The organism is gamma proteobacterium symbiont of Scutellera amethystina (assembly GCF_059730845.1).
Genome location: NZ_AP035935.1, coordinates 3,038,735 through 3,059,007 on the forward strand (window position 1 = coordinate 3,038,735; position 20,273 = coordinate 3,059,007).

Genomic DNA, 20,273 nt, shown 5'->3' on the forward strand with positions numbered 1-20,273 from the left:
CCTTTTTTAAGATAACAACGTGGTGTAATTGATTATTTATTCGCCAGAAGCCTGGGCTTCATGCTTACCGTAAATCAGCATCGGGTCAGATTGCCCCTCGATCACTGACTCATCGATCACCACTTTCTCTACGCCTTCCATCGATGGCAGGTCGTACATGGTTTCGAGCAGCGCCGCTTCTACGATAGAACGCAGACCACGTGCCCCGGTTTTACGCGAGTTCGCTTTCTTCGCAATCGCCGTCAGCGCTTCGTCACGGAACTCCAGCTCCACGCCTTCCAGGTTAAACAGCGCCTGATACTGCTTGGTCAGCGCGTTTTTCGGTTCACGCAGGATCTGGATCAGTGCTTCTTCGCTCAGCTCGTTGAGCGTCGCCACCACCGGCAGACGACCAATGAACTCCGGAATCAGACCAAATTTGATCAGATCTTCCGGCTCAACCTGTGACAGCAACTCACCTTCGCTGGCTTTCTGCGATTTACCTTTTACGGTCGCGCCAAAGCCAATACCGGAGCCGGTTTCAACACGCTGTGAAATCACTTTATCGAGGCCGGCAAACGCACCGCCACAGATAAACAGGATTTTCGAGGTGTCAACCTGCAGAAACTCCTGCTGCGGATGCTTACGTCCACCCTGCGGCGGCACGGCAGCCACTGTGCCTTCAATCAGTTTCAGCAGCGCCTGCTGCACGCCTTCACCTGACACATCACGGGTGATAGACGGGTTGTCTGATTTACGGGAAATCTTATCGATTTCATCGATGTACACGATGCCGCGCTGCGCTTTCTGTACGTCGTAGTCGCACTTCTGCAGCAGTTTCTGGATGATGTTTTCCACATCCTCGCCCACATAACCGGCTTCAGTCAGCGTGGTGGCATCCGCCATGGTGAAAGGCACATCCAGCAGGCGCGCCAGCGTTTCCGCCAGCAGGGTCTTACCGCTACCGGTTGGACCGATCAGCAGAATGTTACTTTTGCCCAGTTCAATCCCGTTGCTGGTGTCACCGTTACGCAGACGTTTGTAGTGGTTGTACACCGCCACCGCCAGCACTTTTTTCGCCTTCTCCTGACCGATAACATAATCGTCAAGGTGATGGCGAATCTCATGCGGCGTCGGGAGCGCGCTGCGCTCGCGGTGCGGGGCCACTTCTTTAATCTCTTCGCGAATGATGTCGTTACACAGATCGACACACTCGTCGCAAATATACACTGACGGCCCGGCAATCAGCTTACGGACTTCATGCTGGCTTTTGCCGCAGAAAGAGCAGTACAGCAACTTACCTGAACCGTCTTTGCGCTTATCTGTCATCAGCTAACCTCTTTTCGTTCTCAGACCTAATTGGTGTACGGCAATGGCCGTACAGCAACGGCCGATATGCATGCAACTCACCTGTCTGCACCCGTTAACTATAGCGTAAGGGGCAGACAGATGTGTCTTATTGGCGATGCGTCAGGATGGAGTCGACCAGGCCATACTCTACCGCTTCGCTGGCAGAGAGGAAACGATCGCGCTCGGTGTCGCGTTCAATCTGCTCCAGCGATTTGCCGGTATGTTCCGCCATCAGCTCATTCATACGCTGCTTCACTTTCAGGATTTCACGCGCGTGGATCTCAATGTCCGTCGCCTGGCCCTGATAGCCGCCCAGCGGCTGGTGAATCATCACGCGTGAGTTTGGCAGACAGAAGCGCTTGCCTTTGGTCCCCGCCGTCAGCAGGAATGCGCCCATCGAACAGGCCTGGCCCATACAGATGGTGCTCACGTCCGGCTTGATGAACTTCATTGTGTCATAAATCGACATACCGGCGGTAATCACACCACCTGGCGAGTTAATGTAGAGGTAAATGTCTTTTTCAGGATTCTCAGCTTCCAGAAACAGCATCTGCGCCACAATCAGGTTCGCCATGTGATCCTCAACCTGACCGGTCAGGAAGATCACGCGCTCTTTAAGCAGGCGGGAGTAGATGTCGTAAGAACGCTCGCCGCGCGAGGTTTGTTCGACCACCATTGGCACCAGCGCATTGGTTGGTGCAGTAAATTCACGATCGCCACTGTATGACATTACCGTCTCCTGATAAATTTCATTGGCAACATTCTGTACCGATTTTACGCGAGGCGCGCGGCGAAAACTATGCGCAGCGGTCTCGTTCCGACATAACAGGACGGTTAATCAGCCAGTCTTACTGTTTTCACGCATTCTCCCTGTATCTGGGGATGCAGCCCAGTTGTTTCAAGCATAACAACCTTTTCCCCATTCGCTAACACGGAAAAACAGCTTAGCGAAGAATTTGCCGATTAATTAGTCAAATAGCGCACAAATGTAGTTGGTTTCCGCCAGAAACGAAAAAGCCCGCGACACAGCGGTCGCGGGCTTTAGCACTCAGGGTTAACTCACGAATCAGGCCGCAGAGGTCTGGTTCATCAGCTCCTGGAAGTTAGTGGCTTTGTCAGTCACTTTGGCTTTCGCCAGTACCGCTTCAACCGCCTGCTCTTCCAGCGCAACGTTGCGCATGTTGTTCATCAGCTCGCTGTTTTTGCTGTAGAACTCGATCACTTCCTGCGGATCTTCGTACGCAGAAGCCATCTCTTCAATCAGCGCTTTAACGCGATCTTCATCGGCTTTCAGCTCGTTGATGCGAATTACTTCGCCCAGCAGCAGACCGACCACAACGCGACGTTTTGCCTGCTCTTCGAACAGTTCACGAGGCAGTTCCAGCGCCTGCTTCTCGTTGCCGCCGAAACGCTGTGCAGCCTGACGACGCAGAACGTCGATTTCGCTGTCGATCAGTGCCACTGGCACGTCGATTTCGTTCGCGTTAACCAGACCGTCAATCGCCTGCGTCTTCACGCGGTTACGGATAGCGCCTTTCAGCTCGCGCTCCATGTTCTTACGCACTTCAGCGCGCAGACCTTCGATGGAGCCATCTTCCACGCCGAAACGCTTGATGAATTCAGCGGTCAGCTCCGGCAGTTCGCGGGTTTCCACTTTCTTCAGCACGATGTCGAACTTCGCATCTTTGCCTTTCAGGTTTTCCGCGTGGTAGTCATCCGGGAATTTCACGTCGATGGTGAAGGTGTCGCCGGCTTTCTTGCCAGTGATGCCTTCTTCGAAGCCTGGGATCATACGACCCTGACCCATCGCCAGCACGAAGTCAGACGCTTTGCCGCCTTCGAACTCTTCGCCGTCTACAGAGCCGGTAAAATCGATGGTCGCGCGATCTTCTGCTGACGCCGCTGCATCGGTCTCTTTCCAGGTCGCCTGCTGCTTCTGCAGGGTTTCCAGCATGGTGTCGACGTCAGCGTCGGTCACTTCAACCACCGGTTTTTCGACTTCGATTGCATCCAGGCCTTTCAGCTCAACTTCCGGATACACTTCGAACTCAACCGCGTAAGTGAAATCTTCACCTTCTTTATACTCACCCGGCACGTAGTTCGGTGCGCCAGCTGGGTTGATCTTCTCTTTGATGATGGCGTCAACGAAGTTACGCGTCATCAGCTCGCTCAGGACGTCCTGACGAACAGAGGCACCGTAGCGCTGATTAATGATGGTAGCCGGCACTTTGCCTTTACGGAAACCGTCGATACGGACTTTCTTAGCCACTTCCACCAGTTCTTTCTTCACTGCGCTTTCGATGCTGTCCTTAGGAACAGTAATCGAAATGCGACGGCCCAGACCCTGAGTGGTTTCTACTGAAACTGTCATCTTGTTACCTCAAAAAATCACGTGCTCGGTCAACTTCAGACACCACACAATTAATGCGCCGTATCCAACAACCGGGACGGCCTCTGCAGGCAGAACCTAATCCCTGTCACCAGAAGCGTCCCGAAGACATTCCGGAAAAATAGACGCCGCATTATAGCGGCATCCCCGGAATGAGTCGAGGCTGCAAACTCACCACTTTTTAACGGTTTTGCTGCTTTTTTGCGCCGCAGATCGCGTTTGTGCATCATTGAGGTAAGAAAAAACGGCCCGCAGGCCGTTTTGGAGAAAGCTGGAGAGGAAAACTCAGGCCAGCGTACCGGCACCGCGACAGTTCGGTGAGGCGAGTACGGTATCCTGCAGTCCATCCCACTCTTTGCGCGTGTAGGTATGCAGCGCCAGCGCATGGACGCTGCCTGCCAGCTCGGTTGCCAGCTCGCCATAAATGGCGCGGTGACGCTGCAGGAAGCGCTGTCCGGTGAAAAGGTCGCTGACGATCACCACTTTGAAGTGACTTTCAGAACCGGCAGGCACGTTATGACGATAGCTTTCGTCATGCACTTCGAGATGTGCAGGCTCAAAAGCGTTACGCAGCTTTTCTTCTATTTGTTCGCGAATCATTGTTAACACTCCTCTACGGCGAGCGCTGTGCCCCATCTGTTTAAATATTAGTAGGTTTTTTACCTTTCCCGCAGTCTGGCAGGAAATAAATCCTGCTGCGCTGCGCATCTTAGCCTGCTGAGGCTGCCGGTCAATCGGTTACCGCGTCCGGCGGTCCGAAAAAATCCTTTACAATCAATTTCCCCTGGTGCGGGGCTTTTTTCGCCGTGCCGCAATGCTATGATGGCCGCAGTTTTGCAAACCAACCCATATGCTAACGAGAATGAGTATGTTGAAAAAACTGTTATTCCCTCTGCTGGCTGCCTTTATTTTGGCCGGCTGCGCCAGCAATAACACCACGCTGAACATCCAGCCAAAAATCCAGCTGCCACAGCAGGATCCGAGCCTGATGGGCGTTACCGTCAGCGTTAACGGTGCCGATCAGCGCAGCGATCAGGCGCTGGCCAAAGTGAACCGCGACGGCCAGCTGATCACCCTGACCCCGTCACGCGACCTGCGTTTCCTGTTGCAGGAAGTGCTGGAGAAGCAGATGACTTCACGCGGCTACATGATTGGCCCGAACGGCGCGGTGGATCTGCAGATCGTGGTTAATGGTCTGTACGCCGATGTCACGCAGGGCAACGTGCGTTACAGCATCACCACCAAAGCGGATATCTCTATTATCGCTACCGCGAAAAACGGCAACAAGCAGGTGAAAAACTACCGTCAGACCTACAGCGTAGAGGGTGCCTTCAGCGCCACTAACGATAAGATCACCAACGCGGTTAACTCGACCCTGAGCGACGTGATTGCCGATATGGCGCAGGACACCAGCGTCAATAACTTCATCAAGCAAAACGCGCGTTAATTTTCCGCTGTAACCTGCCCGGTCCCCGCTGACCGGGCTTCATTTCAGGCTGGCTATGACATCTCACTATCTGCGTATTTTTACTCAACGTAACGCTGCGGTCCTGCTGCTGCTGCTCGGTTTCGCTTCCGGTCTGCCGCTGGCGCTGACCGCCGGTACGCTACAGGCGTGGATGACGGTAGAGAATGTCGACCTGAAAACCATTGGTTTCTTCTCCCTCGTCGGTCAGGCTTATGTGTTTAAGTTCCTGTGGTCGCCGATGATGGATCGCTATACTCCGCCCTTTCTTGGCCGGCGGCGCGGCTGGCTGCTGGTCACGCAGTTAGCGCTGATTGCCGGCATTGTGGCGATGGGCTTTATGCAGCCGTCACGCGACCTTACCCTGCTGGCGGCGCTGGCGGTGCTGGTGGCGTTCTGCTCAGCCTCACAAGATATTGTGTTTGATGCGTGGAAAACCGATGTGCTGCCGCCGGAAGAGCGCGGCAGCGGCGCGGCGATTACCGTGCTCGGTTACCGGCTGGCGATGCTGATTTCCGGCGGCCTGGCGCTGTGGCTGGCGGATCGCTATCTCGGCTGGCAGGCCACCTACTGGCTGATGGCGCTGCTGATGGTGCCCGGACTGATCGCCACGCTGCTGGCGCGTGAACCTGAGGCACCGGTGCGCGAGCCGCACTCGCTGCGTCAGGCCGTCGCGTTTCCGCTGAAGGATTTCTTTCAGCGCAACAACGCCTGGCTGCTGATCACCTTAATCATTCTCTACAAGCTGGGCGATGCGTTCGCCGCTTCGCTCACCACCACCTTCCTGATTCGCGGCGTGGGCTTCAGCGCCGGTGATGTCGGTCTGGTGAACAAAACGCTCGGCCTGCTGGCGACCATTATCGGTGCGCTGTACGGTGGCGTGCTGATGCAGCGCCTGAGCCTGTTCCGCGCGCTGATGATCTTCGGCGTGCTGCAGGCAGTATCTAATTTCGCTTACTGGCTGCTGGCGGTAACGCCACCGCATCTGTGGAGCATGGCCAGCGCGGTCTTTATCGAAAACCTGTGCGGCGGTATGGGCACCGCCGCCTTTGTGGCGTTGCTGATGACGCTGTGCAACAAATCGTTCTCGGCCACGCAGTTCGCGCTGCTGTCAGCGCTGTCAGCGGTTGGACGCGTGTATGTCGGTCCGGCGGCTGGCTGGCTGGTCGAACTATGGGGCTGGCCGGTATTTTATGCCTTTACCGTGGTGGCCGCCGTACCAGGCCTGCTGCTGCTGTGGGCGTGTCGCGGCACGCTACAGGCAATGCAGCACAGCGGTGAATTCATGAAGCGCAGCCTGTGGCCACAGGGTTATCGCTGGACGGTACGCCTGTTCGCGACGGGCTGTACGCTGCTGGCGCTCTGGCTGCTGACGCTGGCACTGCGTGCGGCGGATATCTGGCACAGCGCGACGCTGCCAACCCATCTGTTTGAGGCAGGGATGGCGCTGGCGCTGCTGGCGGTGCTGCTCGGTGTGATGCTGGACTGGCTGGCATTAAGAAAAACAGCGTCAAATCGTGCACATTAACGCTGCGCTATTTGCCAGACGGGGATAAATCGCTTAAAAATAGCCCCCGGCGAATTTTAAGCGATAGCATTTTTTTTAACGCGAAATAGAAACATTAAATTAACAATCCTGCGTAATATTTAAATCCGGTGAGCAATTAATTTGTAGAAATTTCATCGCCAAAATGATGCAGAATTGTTAAATAAATGAGTATTAAAACTCCGGTTTATGCTTTCCCTGTTTTCTCTGCGGTTAATGTCATTGGTTTTTGTTATATTGCCGCCAACTGCTTGTCGCAGTTAATAATTTGTCACCCTGCGCAACATCTGTGACACCCTTAGCAAAAGGTGTCAACAGCCTTCTGACACATCCTTAAGCTGGTTTACACTGCATAAACCTTCCCGTAAAATGCGCGCACACTTAAACGACAATAGAGCCCTTTGTCATTGAGGTCGTTAAATGAGACTCAGGAAATACAATAAAAGTTTGGGGATTTTGTCATTAATTGCAGGCGCTGTATTACTCAGCGGCTGCGATAGTGCGTTGTTAAATCCCAAGGGACAGATTGCACTGGAGCAACGTTCACTGATTCTGACAGCTTTCGGCTTGATGATGATCGTCGTTATTCCGGCAGTCTTAATGGCTGTTGTGTTCGCCTGGAAATATCGGGCAACCAATACCAACGCGAAGTATAGCCCTAACTGGTCACACTCTAACAAAGTGGAAGCCGTGGTCTGGACCATTCCGATCCTGATCATTCTCTTCCTCGGCGTGCTGACCTGGAAATCAACCCACGCGCTGGAGCCGAGCAAACCGCTGGCCTCTGACGTGAAACCGGTTGAGATCGACGTAGTGGCACTGGACTGGAAATGGCTGTTCATCTACCCGGAACAGGGTATTGCAACCGTCAACCAGATTGCCTTCCCGGCAAATACTCCGGTGAACTTCAAGATCACCTCGAACTCCGTCATGAACTCCTTCTTTATTCCTACGCTCGGCAGCCAGATCTACGCCATGGCGGGTATGCAGACCAAACTGCACCTGATCGCCAACGAGCCAGGTACGTTCGACGGTATCTCTGCTAACTTCAGCGGTCGCGGTTTCTCTGGCATGAAGTTCAAAGCCATTGCCACCAAAGACGATGCGGAATTCCAGCAGTGGGTTGCCAAAGTTAAAGCGGCACCTAACACGCTGACCACTATGGATGATTTCGAAAAACTGGCTGCGCCAAGCGAAAATCACCCGGTGGAATATTTCTCAACTGCTAATCCGGAACTGTTCAAGCAGGTTATTGATAAGTTCATGATGAGCCACGGGAAAATGGACATGTCGCACGAAGGCATGGACATGAATCACGCCGCAGCTGCGGGAGCCGAGGAATAATACGATGTTCGGAAAATTAACACTGGATGCAGTGCCCTACCATGAACCCATTATCATGGTTACGGTCGCCGGTATCATCATTGGTGGTCTGGCGCTGATCGCTGCTATTACCTATTTCGGTAAATGGCAGTATCTGTGGTCTGAATGGTTAACCTCCATCGACCACAAAAAACTGGGTATCATGTACATCATCATGGCCTTCGTCATGCTGCTGCGCGGCTTTGCCGATGCGGTAATGATGCGTACCCAACAGGTGATGGCTTCCGCCGGGGAAGCAGGCATACTGCCACCGCACCACTACGACCAGATCTTCACCGCTCACGGCGTGATCATGATCTTCTTCGTGGCGATGCCTTTCGTGGTGGGTCTGATGAACATCGCGGTTCCGCTGCAAATCGGTGCCCGTGACGTTGCCTTCCCGTTCCTGAACAACCTGAGCTTCTGGTTCACCGCTATCGGTGTGATCCTGGTTAACCTGTCACTGGGTGTGGGCGAATTCGCACAGACCGGCTGGCTGGCTTATCCACCGCTCTCGGGGGCAGAATACAGTCCTGGCGTCGGGGTCGATTACTGGATCTGGAGTCTCCAGCTCTCCGGTATTGGTACCACGCTGACCGGTATCAACTTCTTCGTGACCATTCTGAAGATGCGTGCACCGGGCATGGACCTGTTCAAGATGCCGGTATTCACCTGGGCAGCACTGTGTACTAACGTCCTGATTATCGCTGCGTTCCCGGTTCTGACCGTGACGCTGGCACTGTTGACGCTTGATCGTTACCTCGACTTCCATTTCTTTACCAATGATATGGGCGGTAACATGATGATGTACGTCAACCTGATCTGGGTCTGGGGTCACCCGGAGGTGTACATCCTCGTTCTGCCGGTGTTTGGTGTCTTCTCTGAAGTCACGGCCACCTTCTCGAAAAAGCGTCTGTTTGGTTACACCTCGCTGGTGTGGGCAACCATCGCCATTACCGTTCTGTCGTTCATCGTTTGGCTGCACCACTTCTTCACCATGGGTGCCGGTGCGAACGTTAACGCCTTCTTCGGTATCATGACGATGATCATCGCGATTCCGACCGGGGTGAAAATCTTTAACTGGCTGTTCACCATGTATCAGGGTCGTATCGAGTTCAACTCGGCGATGCTGTGGACCATCGGCTTCCTGGTCACCTTCTCCGTTGGTGGGATGACCGGCGTACTGCTGGCGGTGCCAGGCGCAGACTTCGTGCTGCACAACAGCCTGTTCCTGATTGCACACTTCCACAACGTTATCATCGGTGGTGTAGTGTTCGGTTGTATGGCTGGCGTGACCTACTGGTTCCCGAAAGCCTTCGGCTTCACCCTGAACGAAACCTGGGGCAAACGTGCTTTCTGGTTCTGGATCATCGGCTTCTTCGTTGCCTTTATGCCGCTGTACGCGCTGGGCTTCATGGGGATGACCCGTCGTCTGAGCCAGGACATCGATCCGCAGTTCCACTCTCTGCTGGTGGTTGCAGCAGGCGGTGCGGCGCTGATCGCCTGCGGTATCCTATGCCAGCTTATCCAGTTCTGGGTATCGGTACGTGACCGTGAGCAGAACCGCGATCTGACCGGTGACCCGTGGGGCGGCCGTACGCTGGAGTGGGCAACCTCTTCACCTCCGCCGTTCTATAACTTTGCTGTGATCCCACATATCCACGAGCGTGATGCGTTCTGGGAAATGAAAGAGAAAGGCGAAGCGTACAAGCAGCCAGAAAAATATGAAGAAATTCATATGCCGAAAAACAGCGGCGCGGCCATTGTTATCGCTGCCTTCATGACAGTCTTCGGTTTTGCCCTGATCTGGCACATCTGGTGGCTGGCAGGTCTTACTTTCCTTGGCACCATCGTGACCTGGATTGTGAAGAGCTTCGATGAAGACGTGGATTACTACGTACCGGTTGCTGAAATCGAGCAGATCGAGAAGAAGCACTTTGATGACATCAGCAAAGCAGGTCTGAAATAATGTCAACTGAAACCGTTAAACACCACCACGACGCCCATGCGGAGCATGGGCATCACGATGCGGGAGCCAATAAAGTCTTTGGCTTCTGGATCTACCTGATGAGTGACTGCATTATCTTCGCAACCCTGTTTGCGACCTATGCGGTCATGGTTAACAACACTGCCGGTGGCCCGGCAGGTAAAGATATCTTCGAACTGCCGTTTGTGCTGGTTGAAACCGCGCTGCTGCTGCTGAGCTCCATCACGTATGGTATGGCAGTGATTGCGATGAACAACCAGAACAAAGGTTCGGTCATCAGCTGGCTGGCGTTGACCTTCCTGTTCGGTGCCGGATTTATCGGGATGGAAATCTATGAATTCCATCACCTGATCAAGGAAGGTTTCGGTCCTGACCGCAGCGGCTTCCTGTCTGGCTTCTTTACTCTGGTCGGTACGCACGGTCTGCACGTGACCTCTGGTCTGATCTGGATGGCCGTGCTGATGTTCCAGATCGCTAAACGCGGTCTGAGCGCCACCAACCGCACCCGTATCATGTGTCTGAGCCTGTTCTGGCACTTCCTGGATGTGGTGTGGATCTGCGTATTCACCGTTGTCTATCTGATGGGGGCCATGTAATGAGTCATTCTGTAAACGAACATGGTGCATCTCACGGTAGCGTGAAGTCTTACATGATCGGCTTCATCCTCTCGATCATCCTGACGGCGATCCCGTTCTGGATGGTGATGGATGGCAGTGCTTCTCACGGCACCATTCTGGGTGTGGTTCTGGTGTGTGCAGTGGTTCAGGTGCTGGTGCACCTGGTCTACTTCCTGCATCTGGACAGCAAATCCGAGGGTGGCTGGAACATGGTGGCCATTGTCTTCTCCGCAGTCATTATCCTGATTGTGGTGATTGGCTCACTGTGGATTATGTGGAACCTCAACTACAACATGATGGCCCACTAAAGAGTCACGCGTAATGATTAAGCAATACCTGCAAGTAACAAAACCAGGAATTATTTTCGGCAATTTAATTTCTGTGATCGGTGGATTCCTGCTGGCTTCAAAAGGCAGCATTGATTACCCCCTGTTTCTCGTCGCTTTGGTGGGCGTTTCGCTGGTGGTCGCATCCGGTTGTGTATTCAACAATGTGATTGACCGCGACATCGACATCAAAATGGAGAGAACGCGGAACCGTGTTCTGGTCAAAGGCCTGATCTCGGCGAAAGTAAGCCTGGTTTATGCAACCGCATTGGGTATTGCTGGCTTTGCGTTGCTGTATTTTGGCGCTAACCCGCTGGCCATGTGGCTGGCGGTGATGGGCTTCGTCGTCTATGTCGGCATTTACAGCCTCTACATGAAGCGTCATTCGGTCTATGGCACGCTGATTGGCAGCCTCTCTGGCGCCGCGCCGCCAGTAATTGGCTACTGCGCGGTGACCAACCAGTTTGATGCTGGCGCGTTAATCTTACTGGCTATCTTTAGCCTGTGGCAGATGCCGCACTCCTACGCGATTGCCATCTTCCGCTTCAAAGATTATCAGGCCGCCAATATTCCGGTTCTGCCGGTGGTGAAAGGCATCTCCGTGGCGAAAAATCATATTACGCTGTACATCCTGGCGTTCATGATTGCCACGCTGATGCTGTCGCTGGGCGGTTATGCTGGCTACAAATATCTGGTGGTGGCTGCCGCCGTCAGCGTGTGGTGGCTGGGTATGGCACTGTCAGGTTACAAAACCTCAAACGACAAAGTTTGGGCGCGTAAACTGTTCGTGTTCTCCATTGTCGCCATCACTGCGCTGAGCGTGATGATGTCGGTGGACTTTATGGCCCCGGCCTCTAAGGATCTGCTGACTTACGTCTGGTAAGTCAGACCGTTACTCCGGACAAGGGCGCGAATTTCGCGCCCTTTCTTTTTGTTACCACTGCTTAAAAACAATTGTTTTACCCGCCCTGCCCTGCTTTCTAAAATAAGCGCTGCATGCCCCGGTGAGCCGGGTCGCAGATAAGGGCGCGCAACCTGTGCCGCTGCAACCTGAAGTCCCAGGGGCATAAACTTACAGAGGTTGGAATGAACGATAATAGAATGACACCAGTTGAGCTTCGGGCAACATGGGGTTTAGGCACAGTTTTTTCCCTGCGCATGCTGGGAATGTTTATGGTCCTGCCGGTACTGACCACTTACGGTATGGCTTTACAGGGCGCCAGCGAAACGTTGATCGGTCTGGCAATTGGTATTTATGGTCTGGCGCAGGCCGTGTTTCAGATCCCCTTTGGTCTGCTGTCCGACCGTATTGGCCGCAAGCCGCTGATTGTCGGTGGCCTGCTGCTGTTTGTGCTCGGTAGCCTTATTGCCGCCACCAGCACCTCCATCTGGGGCATTATCCTTGGTCGCGCACTGCAGGGCTCCGGTGCCATTGCCGCGGCGGTGATGGCACTGCTGTCAGACCTGACCCGTGAACAGAACCGCACCAAAGCGATGGCGTTTATCGGCATCAGCTTCGGCGTTACCTTTGCGATTGCCATGGTGGTCGGCCCGATTGTCACGCATGCGCTGGGTCTGCACGCGCTGTTCTGGATGATTGCCCTGCTCGCCAGCCTGGGTATCGTGATCACCCTGCTGGTAGTGCCCAATGCGCCGGGCCACGTGCTGAACCGCGAATCCGGCATGGTCAAAGGCAGCATTCGCGCAGTGCTGGCTAATCCCAAATTGCTGAAGCTGAATATCGGCATTCTCTGTCTGCACATTTTGCTGATGTCGAGCTTCGTCGCGCTGCCGGGCCAGTTTGAACAGGCAGGCTTCCCGGCGGCTGAACACTGGAAAGTGTATCTGGTGACCATGCTGGTGGCGTTTGTCGCCGTGGTGCCGTTTATTATCTATGCCGAGGTAAAGCGCCGCATGAAGCGGGTGTTTGTCGGCTGCGTGGCGCTGATCATCATCGCGGAAATTGTACTGTGGGGCGCCGCGGGCCACTTCTGGACGCTGGTGATTGGCGTGCAGCTGTTTTTCCTCGCCTTTAACCTGATGGAAGCGATTCTGCCGTCGCTGATCAGCAAAGAGTCGCCGGCGGGCTACAAAGGCACGGCCATGGGCATTTATTCCACCAGCCAGTTTATTGGCGTCGCGATTGGCGGCAGCCTGGGCGGCTGGATTTTCGGCCACTTCGATGCGCAAACGGTGTTTCTGGTCGGCGCGATAGTGGCTGCGGCGTGGCTGTTTGTCGCCATGTCGATGCAGGAGCCGCCGTACGTCAGCAGCCTGCGCCTGGTGCTGAGTGATGCGGTGCTGGCAGTACCGAATCTGGAGAAGCGGCTGCGCGCGCAGCCCGGCGTGGCGTCAGTGTTTATCGTGCCGGAAGAGAAAAGCGCCTACATTAAAATTGACAGCAAAGTGACGAGCCGCGTGGAGCTGGAGGCGCTGCTCGCCAGCAGTTAATGACTTAGCCCACAGCGGACCGCGATGCTCTGGCGTCACGCGGTCCGCTCAGCGACGTTACAGCGACATATCCACCACAATACGCCCTTCAATTTTGCCGGCGTGCATGCGCGCAAAGATATCGTTGATGTTAGTCAGCGGCTCAACCGCGACATTCGCTTTCACCTTATGGCGACCGGCAAAATCCAGCGCCTCCTGCAGATCTTTACGCGTGCCGACAATTGAGCCGCGCACCGTAATGCCATCCAGCACCATGTCGAAGATCGAGAGATCGAATTTCCCTGGTGGCAGGCCGTTAAGCACCATGGTGCCGCCGCGACGCAGCGTGCCGATCGCCTGTTCAAACGCTTTTGGCGATACCGCCGTCACCAGCACGCCGTGCGCACCGCCAAAACTTTCCTGAAACACCTTCGCCGGATCGACCTGCTTCGCATTGGCAACCACGCTGGCACCGAGCCGTTTGGCAAACGCCAGCTTATCGTCGTCGATGTCGACCGCCGCCACGTTGAGCCCCATCGCCACCGCATACTGAATAGCCATGTGTCCCAGCCCGCCGATGCCGGAAACCACCACCCAGTCACCCGGTTTGGTATCGGTCATCTTCAGGCCTTTGTAAACCGTTACGCCAGCACATAAAATCGGTGCCACTTCATTAAACTCAACGTTATCCGGAATGATGCCGACGTAGTTGGCATCCGCCAGGCAGTACTCGGCAAAGCTGCCGTTGACCGAATAGCCGGCATTCTGCTGCGACAGACACAGCGTCTCCCAGCTGTCGAGGCAGTGCTCGCAGTGGCCACACGCCGAGTAGAGCCACGGTACGCCGACGCGATCGCCCAGTTTGAGATGTTTCACCCCTTCGCCAATGGCTACCACCTGCCCGACGCCTTCGTGACCGGGAATGAACGGCGGATTGGGCTTGATCGGCCAGTCGCCTTCGGCGGCGTGCAGGTCGGTGTGACACACGCCGGTGGCGGCGATTTTCACCAGAATCTGTCCTGGCCCAACGGACGGCACCGGCACCTGCTCAATCACCAGCGGTTCACCAAACGCCTTTACAATCGCGGCTTTCATGGTGGTTTTGATTTGCATATTCATCTTTCACTCTCCATTTGAACGGATGCGGACTCAGAACAGCCCCAGTGGCGCTGTGCCATAGCTGACCAGCAGATTTTTGGTTTGCTGATAGGCGCTGAGCGCCATTTTGTGGGTTTCACGCCCGACGCCCGACTGCTTGTAGCCACCGAATGCCGCATGGGCGGGATAGATGTGATAGCAGTTGGTCCAGACGCGACCGGCTTTAATGCCGCGGCCCATGCGATACGCCAGATTGGTATCGCGCGTCCACACGCCCGCGCCCAGACCAAACTGGGTTTCATTGGCGATCGCGAGCGCCTCTGCCTCATCGTGGAACGTGGTGACGCCAATCACTGGCCCAAAAATCTCCTCCTGGAAACAGCGCATCTGGTTGCTGCCCTTGATCAGGGTGGGCTGGATGTAGAATCCGTTATCCAGCTCCTCGGCGATATGCGCACGCTCGCCCCCTGTCAGAATCTGCCCCCCTTCCTCGCGGGCAATGTTGATATAGGACAGGATTTTGTCGAATTGCTGGCGGGAAGCCTGAGCACCGATCATGGTGTCGGTATCGAGCGGATCGCCACGGCGAATGGTGGCAACCTTGGCCAGCACCCGCTCCATAAAGGGCTGGTAGATCGATTCATGAATTAACGCACGCGATGGACAGGTACAGACTTCGCCCTGATTAAAGAAGCCCAGCACCAGCCCCTCGACCGCTTTCTCGATGAACGCCTCTTCACCCGACATCACATCCGCGAAGTAGATGTTGGGTGATTTGCCGCCCAGCTCGACGGTGCAGGGAATGATGTTCTCCGCCGCACAGGCCATGATATGCCGCCCGACCGGCGTGGATCCGGTAAAGGCAATTTTAGCGATGCGCTTGCTGGTGGCCAGCGCTTCGCCGGCTTCGCGGCCAAAGCCCTGCACCACATTCAGCACGCCCGGTGGGAACAGATCGCCAATCAGCTCCATCAGCAGCGTAATACCAAGCGGCGTCTGCTCAGCCGGTTTCAGCACCACGCAGTTACCGGCGGCCAGCGCCGGTGCCAGCTTCCACGCCGCCATGAGCAGCGGGAAATTCCACGGGATGATCTGTCCGACCACGCCGAGCGGCTCGTGGAAGTGATAGGCCACCGTGGTTTCGTCGATCTCGGCGGTGCTGCCCTCCTGCGCGCGCAGGCAGCCGGCAAAGTAGCGAAAATGGTCGACCGCCAGCGGCAGATCGGCGTTGAGCGTCTCGCGAATCGGTTTACCGTTATCCCAGCTCTCCGCTACCGCCAGCTTCTCAAGACTGGCTTCCATGCGATCGGCCACCTGCAGCAGCAGGTTGGCGCGCTGCTGTACGCTGGTTTTGCCCCACTCATCGGCGGCCTGATGCGCCGCATCCAGCGCCAGATCGATATCGCGCGCGTCGGATCGCGGGAACCGGGCAATATCGCTGCCGTCTACCGGCGAGGTGTTCATAAAGTACTGGCCGCTCAGCGGCTCGGTGAAGTTGCCGGCGATATAGTTGCCGTAGGTCGCCTGGAAAGAGACCAGCGCGCCGGGCGTGCCGGGATGTGCATAACGCATCGCAAACTCCTTATTATCAGGTCAGAGGGTCTGAACAGGCAGCGCAACTGCCTGTGTTGGTGATTGCAGCACGCGTGCCAGTTTTTTCTCATCAGGCGCAAAAGCAATAAATGCATTATTTATCAATCAAATAAAATCATGCCCCGCCAGCAAACCTGTCAGTCCTCCAGGACAAACGCGGTATCTGTGTTGCGTATCGCAACAGTGCGGAAACCCTAACGCTACAATGTTGCAACACTTACACGCCGTTCTGAGGTCACTCATGCAGGGAAATTCAGCCGCGTCTGCCGTGCACGCTAACCCGCTGTTAAGCGACTCCTGGTTCCGCAGCCAGCTGTATGGATTAGAGCGCAGCGCCGACGATTTCCCGCGCGTGCGTCAGGGCGAGCTGGCCGATGTGCTGGCCAGCAACGCCGGGCTGCAGCAGTTTGCGCAGCCGGTCATCCGCCAGCTGGCGCAGCAGATGGCGGAGACGCAGTCGGTGGTGATCCTGTCCGATGCCAGCGGGCTGGTGCTGAACACCTTTGGCGATATGCAGGCGCTGGAGAAAGCCCAGCGCTTTGCCCTGGCACCCGGTAATTTGTGGAGTGAATGCGGACGCGGCACCAATGCAATTGGCACCGCGCTGGCGATTGATGACGGCTGTGAAATTGATGGCCAGCAGCATTTCCTGACGCGCAACCAGGGTCTGTACTGCGCCGCAATGCCGTTGCAGATGCCCAACGGCCAGATAGCCGGCGTGCTGGATATCTCGGGTCCGGCACACTTTCCGCATCCGCATACCCTGAACCGGGTGAAAGCAGCGGCAAAGCAGATCGAGTACCTGTGGGTGAAGCAGAGCCTGCATCCGCAGCAGTGGCTGCTTAGTCTGCATCCGCAGCCGCAGGGCATCGACACCAGTGATGAACTGCTGCTGGTGTTTTCTGACAATGTGCTGACCGCAGCTAACCGGCTGGCGATGCGCGAACTGGCTCTCAGCGCCGATCGCTTTGCCAGCCTGACGTTTCAGCAGCTGTTTCCGCAACTGCAGCAGCAGGCCAACAGCGTTCCCGCCGCGGTCGACATTGGCACGCAGCGCTACTGGTTCCGCCTGCGCGCGCCGCAGCGCAGCCACGTCAGCGTGCCGGACAGTCGCACGCATGATCTGCCGCGCGTGCTGGGAGCTGACGGCGCAAAAATGCTGCGCTTGCTGGATGCCGGCGTTTCGCTGTGCATTTATGGTGAAACCGGCAGCGGCAAGGAGTATGTCAGCCGCGCGCTGCACCAGCAAAGCCGCTGGCGCACGGGCAAGTTTGTCGCCATCAACTGTGCCGCCATCCCCGAAGCGCTGATTGAATCTGAACTGTTTGGCTACCAGCCCGGCGCATTTACCGGCGCCAGTAAAAATGGCTACATCGGCAAAATTCGCGAAGCGGATGGCGGCGTGCTGTTTCTGGATGAAATCGGTGACATGCCGCTGACGCTGCAGACCCGTTTGCTGCGCGTGCTGCAGGAAAAAGAGGTGGCGCCACTCGGCTCCAGTCGCAGCTGGCCGGTGAATTTTGCCGTAATTTGCGCCACGCATCGCGATCTGGCCCAGCGCGTGGCCGCAGGCGAATTTCGTGAGGATTTGCTCTATCGTCTGCAGGAGTTTGCGCTGACCCTTCCGCCACTGCGCGCCTGGCCGAACGTCGCCGGGTTTATCCGCGATTTATGGCAGGAACTGGGAGCCGCGCAGCGTGGCGTACAGCTGTCTCCGGCGCTGCTGACGGCGCTGGCGCAGCAGCCATGGCCAGGCAATGTGCGCCAGCTACGCAGTCTGCTGCGCGTGCTGCTGGCGCTCGCCGATGAGGGCGAAACGCTGACGGAAAGTCACCTGCCGGCAGAGTATCGCCGCCCGCCGGCACCGCCGCTGCGCGAACGCCACGATGAACAGCTGATCAGTGAAACGCTGCAGCGCTATGACGGCAATATCAGTAAAGCGGCGCAGGCGCTGGGGGTCGCGCGCAGCACGCTGTATCGTCGTGCGGCGCGCGACAGAGGGGATTAATCGCGGAAGTTTTTGAACTGGAACGGCTGACCCAGGTTGCCACCGCGCACCAGCGCCATCGCACCCTGCAGATCGTCGCGGGATTTACCGGTGACGCGCAGCTCTTCACCCTGAATCTGCGTCTGCACTTTCAGTTTGCTGTCTTTGATCAGCTTAACGATTTTCTTCGCGACATCGCTTTCGATGCCTTTTTTCAGCTTCGCTTCAACGCTCCAGCTTTTACCGCTGTGCACAATCTCTTCCGGTACTTCAATCGCCGCGCCTTCAATGCCGCGCTTCAGCAACTTTTCACGCAGAATATCCACCAGCTGCTTCACCTGAAAATCCGATTCGCTGGTGACTTTGATGGTCTCATTCTTTTCGTTGAGCTCAAAGCTGGCGCTCACGTTGCGGAAATCGAAACGGGTTGAGATCTCACGGTTGGCATTCTCCACCGCATTACGCACTTCCGGCAGTTCGACTTCGGAAACGATATCGAAAGATGGCATCTTTTCTTCTCCTGATACTAAAGTGACATGCATAATACGCGTCTTGTCGCGCTAATAAAACACGCGACGCGGAAAGCTATAATTAAGGGTGTGACACCCATTCACCCACCCGCCAGCGGGAGGCATAATGAAAATTACCGTGTTGGGTTGCGGCGCCCTGGGGCAAATCTGGCTCGCGGCCCTTGCACGCCAGGGACATGACGTTCAGGGCTGGCTGCGCGTACCGCAGCCGTACTGTTCGGTCAACGTGGTCGATCCACAGGGCCACGTCAGCAATCACACCTTCATCGCTAACGATCCGCTGTTTCTGGCTGAAAGCCAGCTGCTACTGGTGACCCTGAAAGCGCCACAGGTTTCACCTGCGGTGAAAAACCTGCAAAGCGTGCTACCGCGCCACGCGCCGATCCTGCTACTGCACAACGGCATGGGTACCATCGAAGAGCTCAAAGAAGTGCAGCAGCCGCTGCTGCGCGGCATCACCACGCACGCGGCGATGCGCGACGGCACGGTGATTAAGCATGTCGCGCAGGGCATCACCCACATCGGGCCTGCCAGCCGCGAAAGCGCGGCGCTGAGCGATATCGCCGATATTCTGCATCAGGCACTGCCGGACGTGGCGTGGCACGATAACATCGCGTCTGCCAGCTGGCGCAAGCTGGCAGTTAACTGCGTGATCAACACACTGACGGTTGAGCACGACTGCCAGAACGGTGCGCTGCGCGCCTGGCCGGAACAGATTAACCGGCTGTGCGAGGAGCTGGCCTGGGTGATGGAGCGCGAGGGCCAGCACATCGCGCTGGATAATCTGCGCGACATTATTTACGACGTCATCGACAGCACCGCCGCCAACGTCTCCTCAATGCTGCAGGATGTGCGTGCGCAGCGTCAGACTGAAATTGATTACATTACCGGCTACCTGCTGCGCCGCGCCCGTGCGCAGGGGATTGCGCTGCCGGAAAATACCCGCCTGTACGACCTGATTAAACGCAAGGAGTCCCAATATGAGCGCGAACGCATCAGTGCTGGTTTGCCTGGCCCATGGCAGTGAAGAGACCGAAGCGGTCACGACTATCGACCTGCTGGTCCGCGCCGGCCTGAAGGTGACCACCGCCAGCGTGGAGAGCGACGGCACGCGCGAGATTGTCTGCTCCCGCGGTGTGCGCCTGCTGGCTGACGCACCGCTGGTGGAAGTGGCGGATAACGATTTTGCCGCCATCGTCCTGCCGGGCGGCCTCAAAGGCGCTGAAACCTTCCGCGACAGCCCGCTGCTGGTGGAGACGGTACGCCAGTGTCATCTGTCAGGAAAAATTGTCGCGGCGATTTGTGCCGCGCCGGGCACGGTGCTGGTGCCGCATGACCTGTTTCCGGTGGGCAACATGACCGGTTTTCCCGGCCTGAAGCACACCATTCCGGAAGAAAAATGGATGGAGCGCCGCGTGGTGTGGGATCCGCGCGTGAATCTGCTGACCAGCCAGGGGCCGGGCACGGCGATCGATTTTGCCCTGAAGCTGATTGATCTGCTGGTGGATAAAGAGCAAGCGCGTGAAGTCGCGTCACAGCTGGTGCTGGCGGCAGGGATTTATAATTATCAGGAATTTGAAGAGCGCGCGTAAAAAAGGTCGCCATCAATGGCGA

At 56.2% G+C, this 20,273-nt stretch carries 18 protein-coding genes; 11 read left to right on the plus strand and 7 right to left on the minus strand.

Going from position 1 to position 20,273, the window contains the following annotated elements:
• Window positions 1–36: 36 nt before the first annotated feature.
• The 4 genes from clpX to bolA form a co-directional block, all read right to left on the minus strand.
• Complete coding sequence (clpX, locus tag AC6I79_RS14345; protein WP_021507186.1) at window positions 37–1,308, minus strand: ATP-dependent protease ATP-binding subunit ClpX; 1,272 nt, start codon at window positions 1,306–1,308, stop codon at window positions 37–39.
• A 127-nt stretch (window positions 1,309–1,435) separates the two neighbouring features.
• Window positions 1,436–2,059, minus strand: a complete 624-nt coding sequence (gene clpP / locus AC6I79_RS14350; RefSeq protein WP_010616837.1) for an ATP-dependent Clp endopeptidase proteolytic subunit ClpP — start codon at window positions 2,057–2,059, stop codon at window positions 1,436–1,438.
• Window positions 2,060–2,395: 336 nt separating this feature from the next.
• A complete protein-coding gene (gene tig / locus AC6I79_RS14355) occupies window positions 2,396–3,700 on the minus strand; it encodes a trigger factor (RefSeq protein ID WP_021507185.1) in 1,305 nt (434 codons plus the stop codon).
• A 303-nt stretch (window positions 3,701–4,003) separates the two neighbouring features.
• On the minus strand, window positions 4,004–4,318 hold the full coding sequence (gene bolA, locus AC6I79_RS14360) for a transcriptional regulator BolA (protein WP_058757958.1): 315 nt from the start codon (window positions 4,316–4,318) through the stop codon (window positions 4,004–4,006).
• A 268-nt stretch (window positions 4,319–4,586) separates the two neighbouring features.
• Here bolA and AC6I79_RS14365 point away from each other — a divergent pair, with 268 nt between their 5' ends.
• The 8 genes from AC6I79_RS14365 to AC6I79_RS14400 all read left to right on the plus strand — a co-directional run bounded on the left by AC6I79_RS14365 (window position 4,587) and on the right by AC6I79_RS14400 (window position 13,472).
• The gene (locus tag AC6I79_RS14365; RefSeq protein ID WP_021507183.1) at window positions 4,587–5,165 is read left to right on the plus strand and encodes a lipoprotein; all 579 of its coding nucleotides are present in this window, start codon (window positions 4,587–4,589) and stop codon (window positions 5,163–5,165) included.
• Between the two features lie 55 nt (window positions 5,166–5,220).
• Window positions 5,221–6,711: a muropeptide MFS transporter AmpG gene (gene ampG / locus AC6I79_RS14370; protein ID WP_498027344.1), complete on the plus strand. Its 1,491-nt coding sequence runs from the start codon at window positions 5,221–5,223 to the stop codon at window positions 6,709–6,711.
• A 438-nt stretch (window positions 6,712–7,149) separates the two neighbouring features.
• On the plus strand, window positions 7,150–8,073 hold the full coding sequence (gene cyoA / locus AC6I79_RS14375) for a cytochrome o ubiquinol oxidase subunit II (protein ID WP_031279652.1): 924 nt from the start codon (window positions 7,150–7,152) through the stop codon (window positions 8,071–8,073).
• A gap of 4 nt (window positions 8,074–8,077) precedes the next feature.
• Window positions 8,078–10,060 carry a cytochrome o ubiquinol oxidase subunit I gene (cyoB, locus tag AC6I79_RS14380; protein WP_021507180.1) on the plus strand — a complete coding sequence of 661 codons (1,983 nt, stop codon included), beginning with the start codon at window positions 8,078–8,080 and terminating at the stop codon, window positions 10,058–10,060.
• Window positions 10,060–10,674 (plus strand): cytochrome o ubiquinol oxidase subunit III, encoded by a 615-nt coding sequence (locus AC6I79_RS14385; protein WP_021507179.1) that lies wholly within the window; start codon window positions 10,060–10,062, stop codon window positions 10,672–10,674. The genes cyoB and AC6I79_RS14385 overlap by 1 nt, the downstream gene beginning before the upstream one ends.
• The gene (locus AC6I79_RS14390; protein ID WP_022549333.1) at window positions 10,674–11,003 is read left to right on the plus strand and encodes a cytochrome o ubiquinol oxidase subunit IV; all 330 of its coding nucleotides are present in this window, start codon (window positions 10,674–10,676) and stop codon (window positions 11,001–11,003) included. The genes AC6I79_RS14385 and AC6I79_RS14390 overlap by 1 nt, the downstream gene beginning before the upstream one ends.
• 13 nt (window positions 11,004–11,016) lie before the next feature.
• The gene (cyoE, locus tag AC6I79_RS14395) at window positions 11,017–11,904 is read left to right on the plus strand and encodes a heme o synthase (protein ID WP_021507178.1); all 888 of its coding nucleotides are present in this window, start codon (window positions 11,017–11,019) and stop codon (window positions 11,902–11,904) included.
• Window positions 11,905–12,107: 203 nt separating this feature from the next.
• Window positions 12,108–13,472 carry an MFS transporter gene (locus tag AC6I79_RS14400; RefSeq protein WP_031279651.1) on the plus strand — a complete coding sequence of 455 codons (1,365 nt, stop codon included), beginning with the start codon at window positions 12,108–12,110 and terminating at the stop codon, window positions 13,470–13,472.
• 57 nt (window positions 13,473–13,529) lie between these two features.
• Here AC6I79_RS14400 and adhP read toward each other — a convergent pair whose 3' ends face one another.
• Both adhP and exaC read right to left on the minus strand, forming a co-directional pair.
• Window positions 13,530–14,564 (minus strand): alcohol dehydrogenase AdhP, encoded by a 1,035-nt coding sequence (gene adhP / locus AC6I79_RS14405; RefSeq protein ID WP_031279650.1) that lies wholly within the window; start codon window positions 14,562–14,564, stop codon window positions 13,530–13,532.
• A 36-nt stretch (window positions 14,565–14,600) separates the two neighbouring features.
• A complete protein-coding gene (gene exaC / locus AC6I79_RS14410) occupies window positions 14,601–16,121 on the minus strand; it encodes an acetaldehyde dehydrogenase ExaC (protein WP_159377436.1) in 1,521 nt (506 codons plus the stop codon).
• A 262-nt stretch (window positions 16,122–16,383) separates the two neighbouring features.
• On the opposite strand from exaC, the gene AC6I79_RS14415 reads away from it, so the two are divergent.
• A complete protein-coding gene (locus tag AC6I79_RS14415) occupies window positions 16,384–18,150 on the plus strand; it encodes a sigma-54-dependent Fis family transcriptional regulator (RefSeq protein WP_159377437.1) in 1,767 nt (588 codons plus the stop codon).
• Here AC6I79_RS14415 and AC6I79_RS14420 read toward each other — a convergent pair.
• The gene (locus tag AC6I79_RS14420) at window positions 18,147–18,638 is read right to left on the minus strand and encodes a YajQ family cyclic di-GMP-binding protein (RefSeq protein ID WP_021507173.1); all 492 of its coding nucleotides are present in this window, start codon (window positions 18,636–18,638) and stop codon (window positions 18,147–18,149) included. The genes AC6I79_RS14415 and AC6I79_RS14420 overlap by 4 nt on opposite strands.
• Window positions 18,639–18,765: 127 nt before the next feature.
• On the opposite strand from AC6I79_RS14420, the gene panE reads away from it, so the two are divergent.
• Window positions 18,766–19,686, plus strand: coding sequence for a 2-dehydropantoate 2-reductase (panE, locus tag AC6I79_RS14425; RefSeq protein ID WP_058757963.1), 921 nt, complete (start codon window positions 18,766–18,768; stop codon window positions 19,684–19,686).
• Window positions 19,640–20,251, plus strand: coding sequence for a protein deglycase YajL (gene yajL / locus AC6I79_RS14430; RefSeq protein ID WP_058781215.1), 612 nt, complete (start codon window positions 19,640–19,642; stop codon window positions 20,249–20,251). The genes panE and yajL overlap by 47 nt, the downstream gene beginning before the upstream one ends.
• Window positions 20,252–20,273 lie beyond the last annotated feature (22 nt).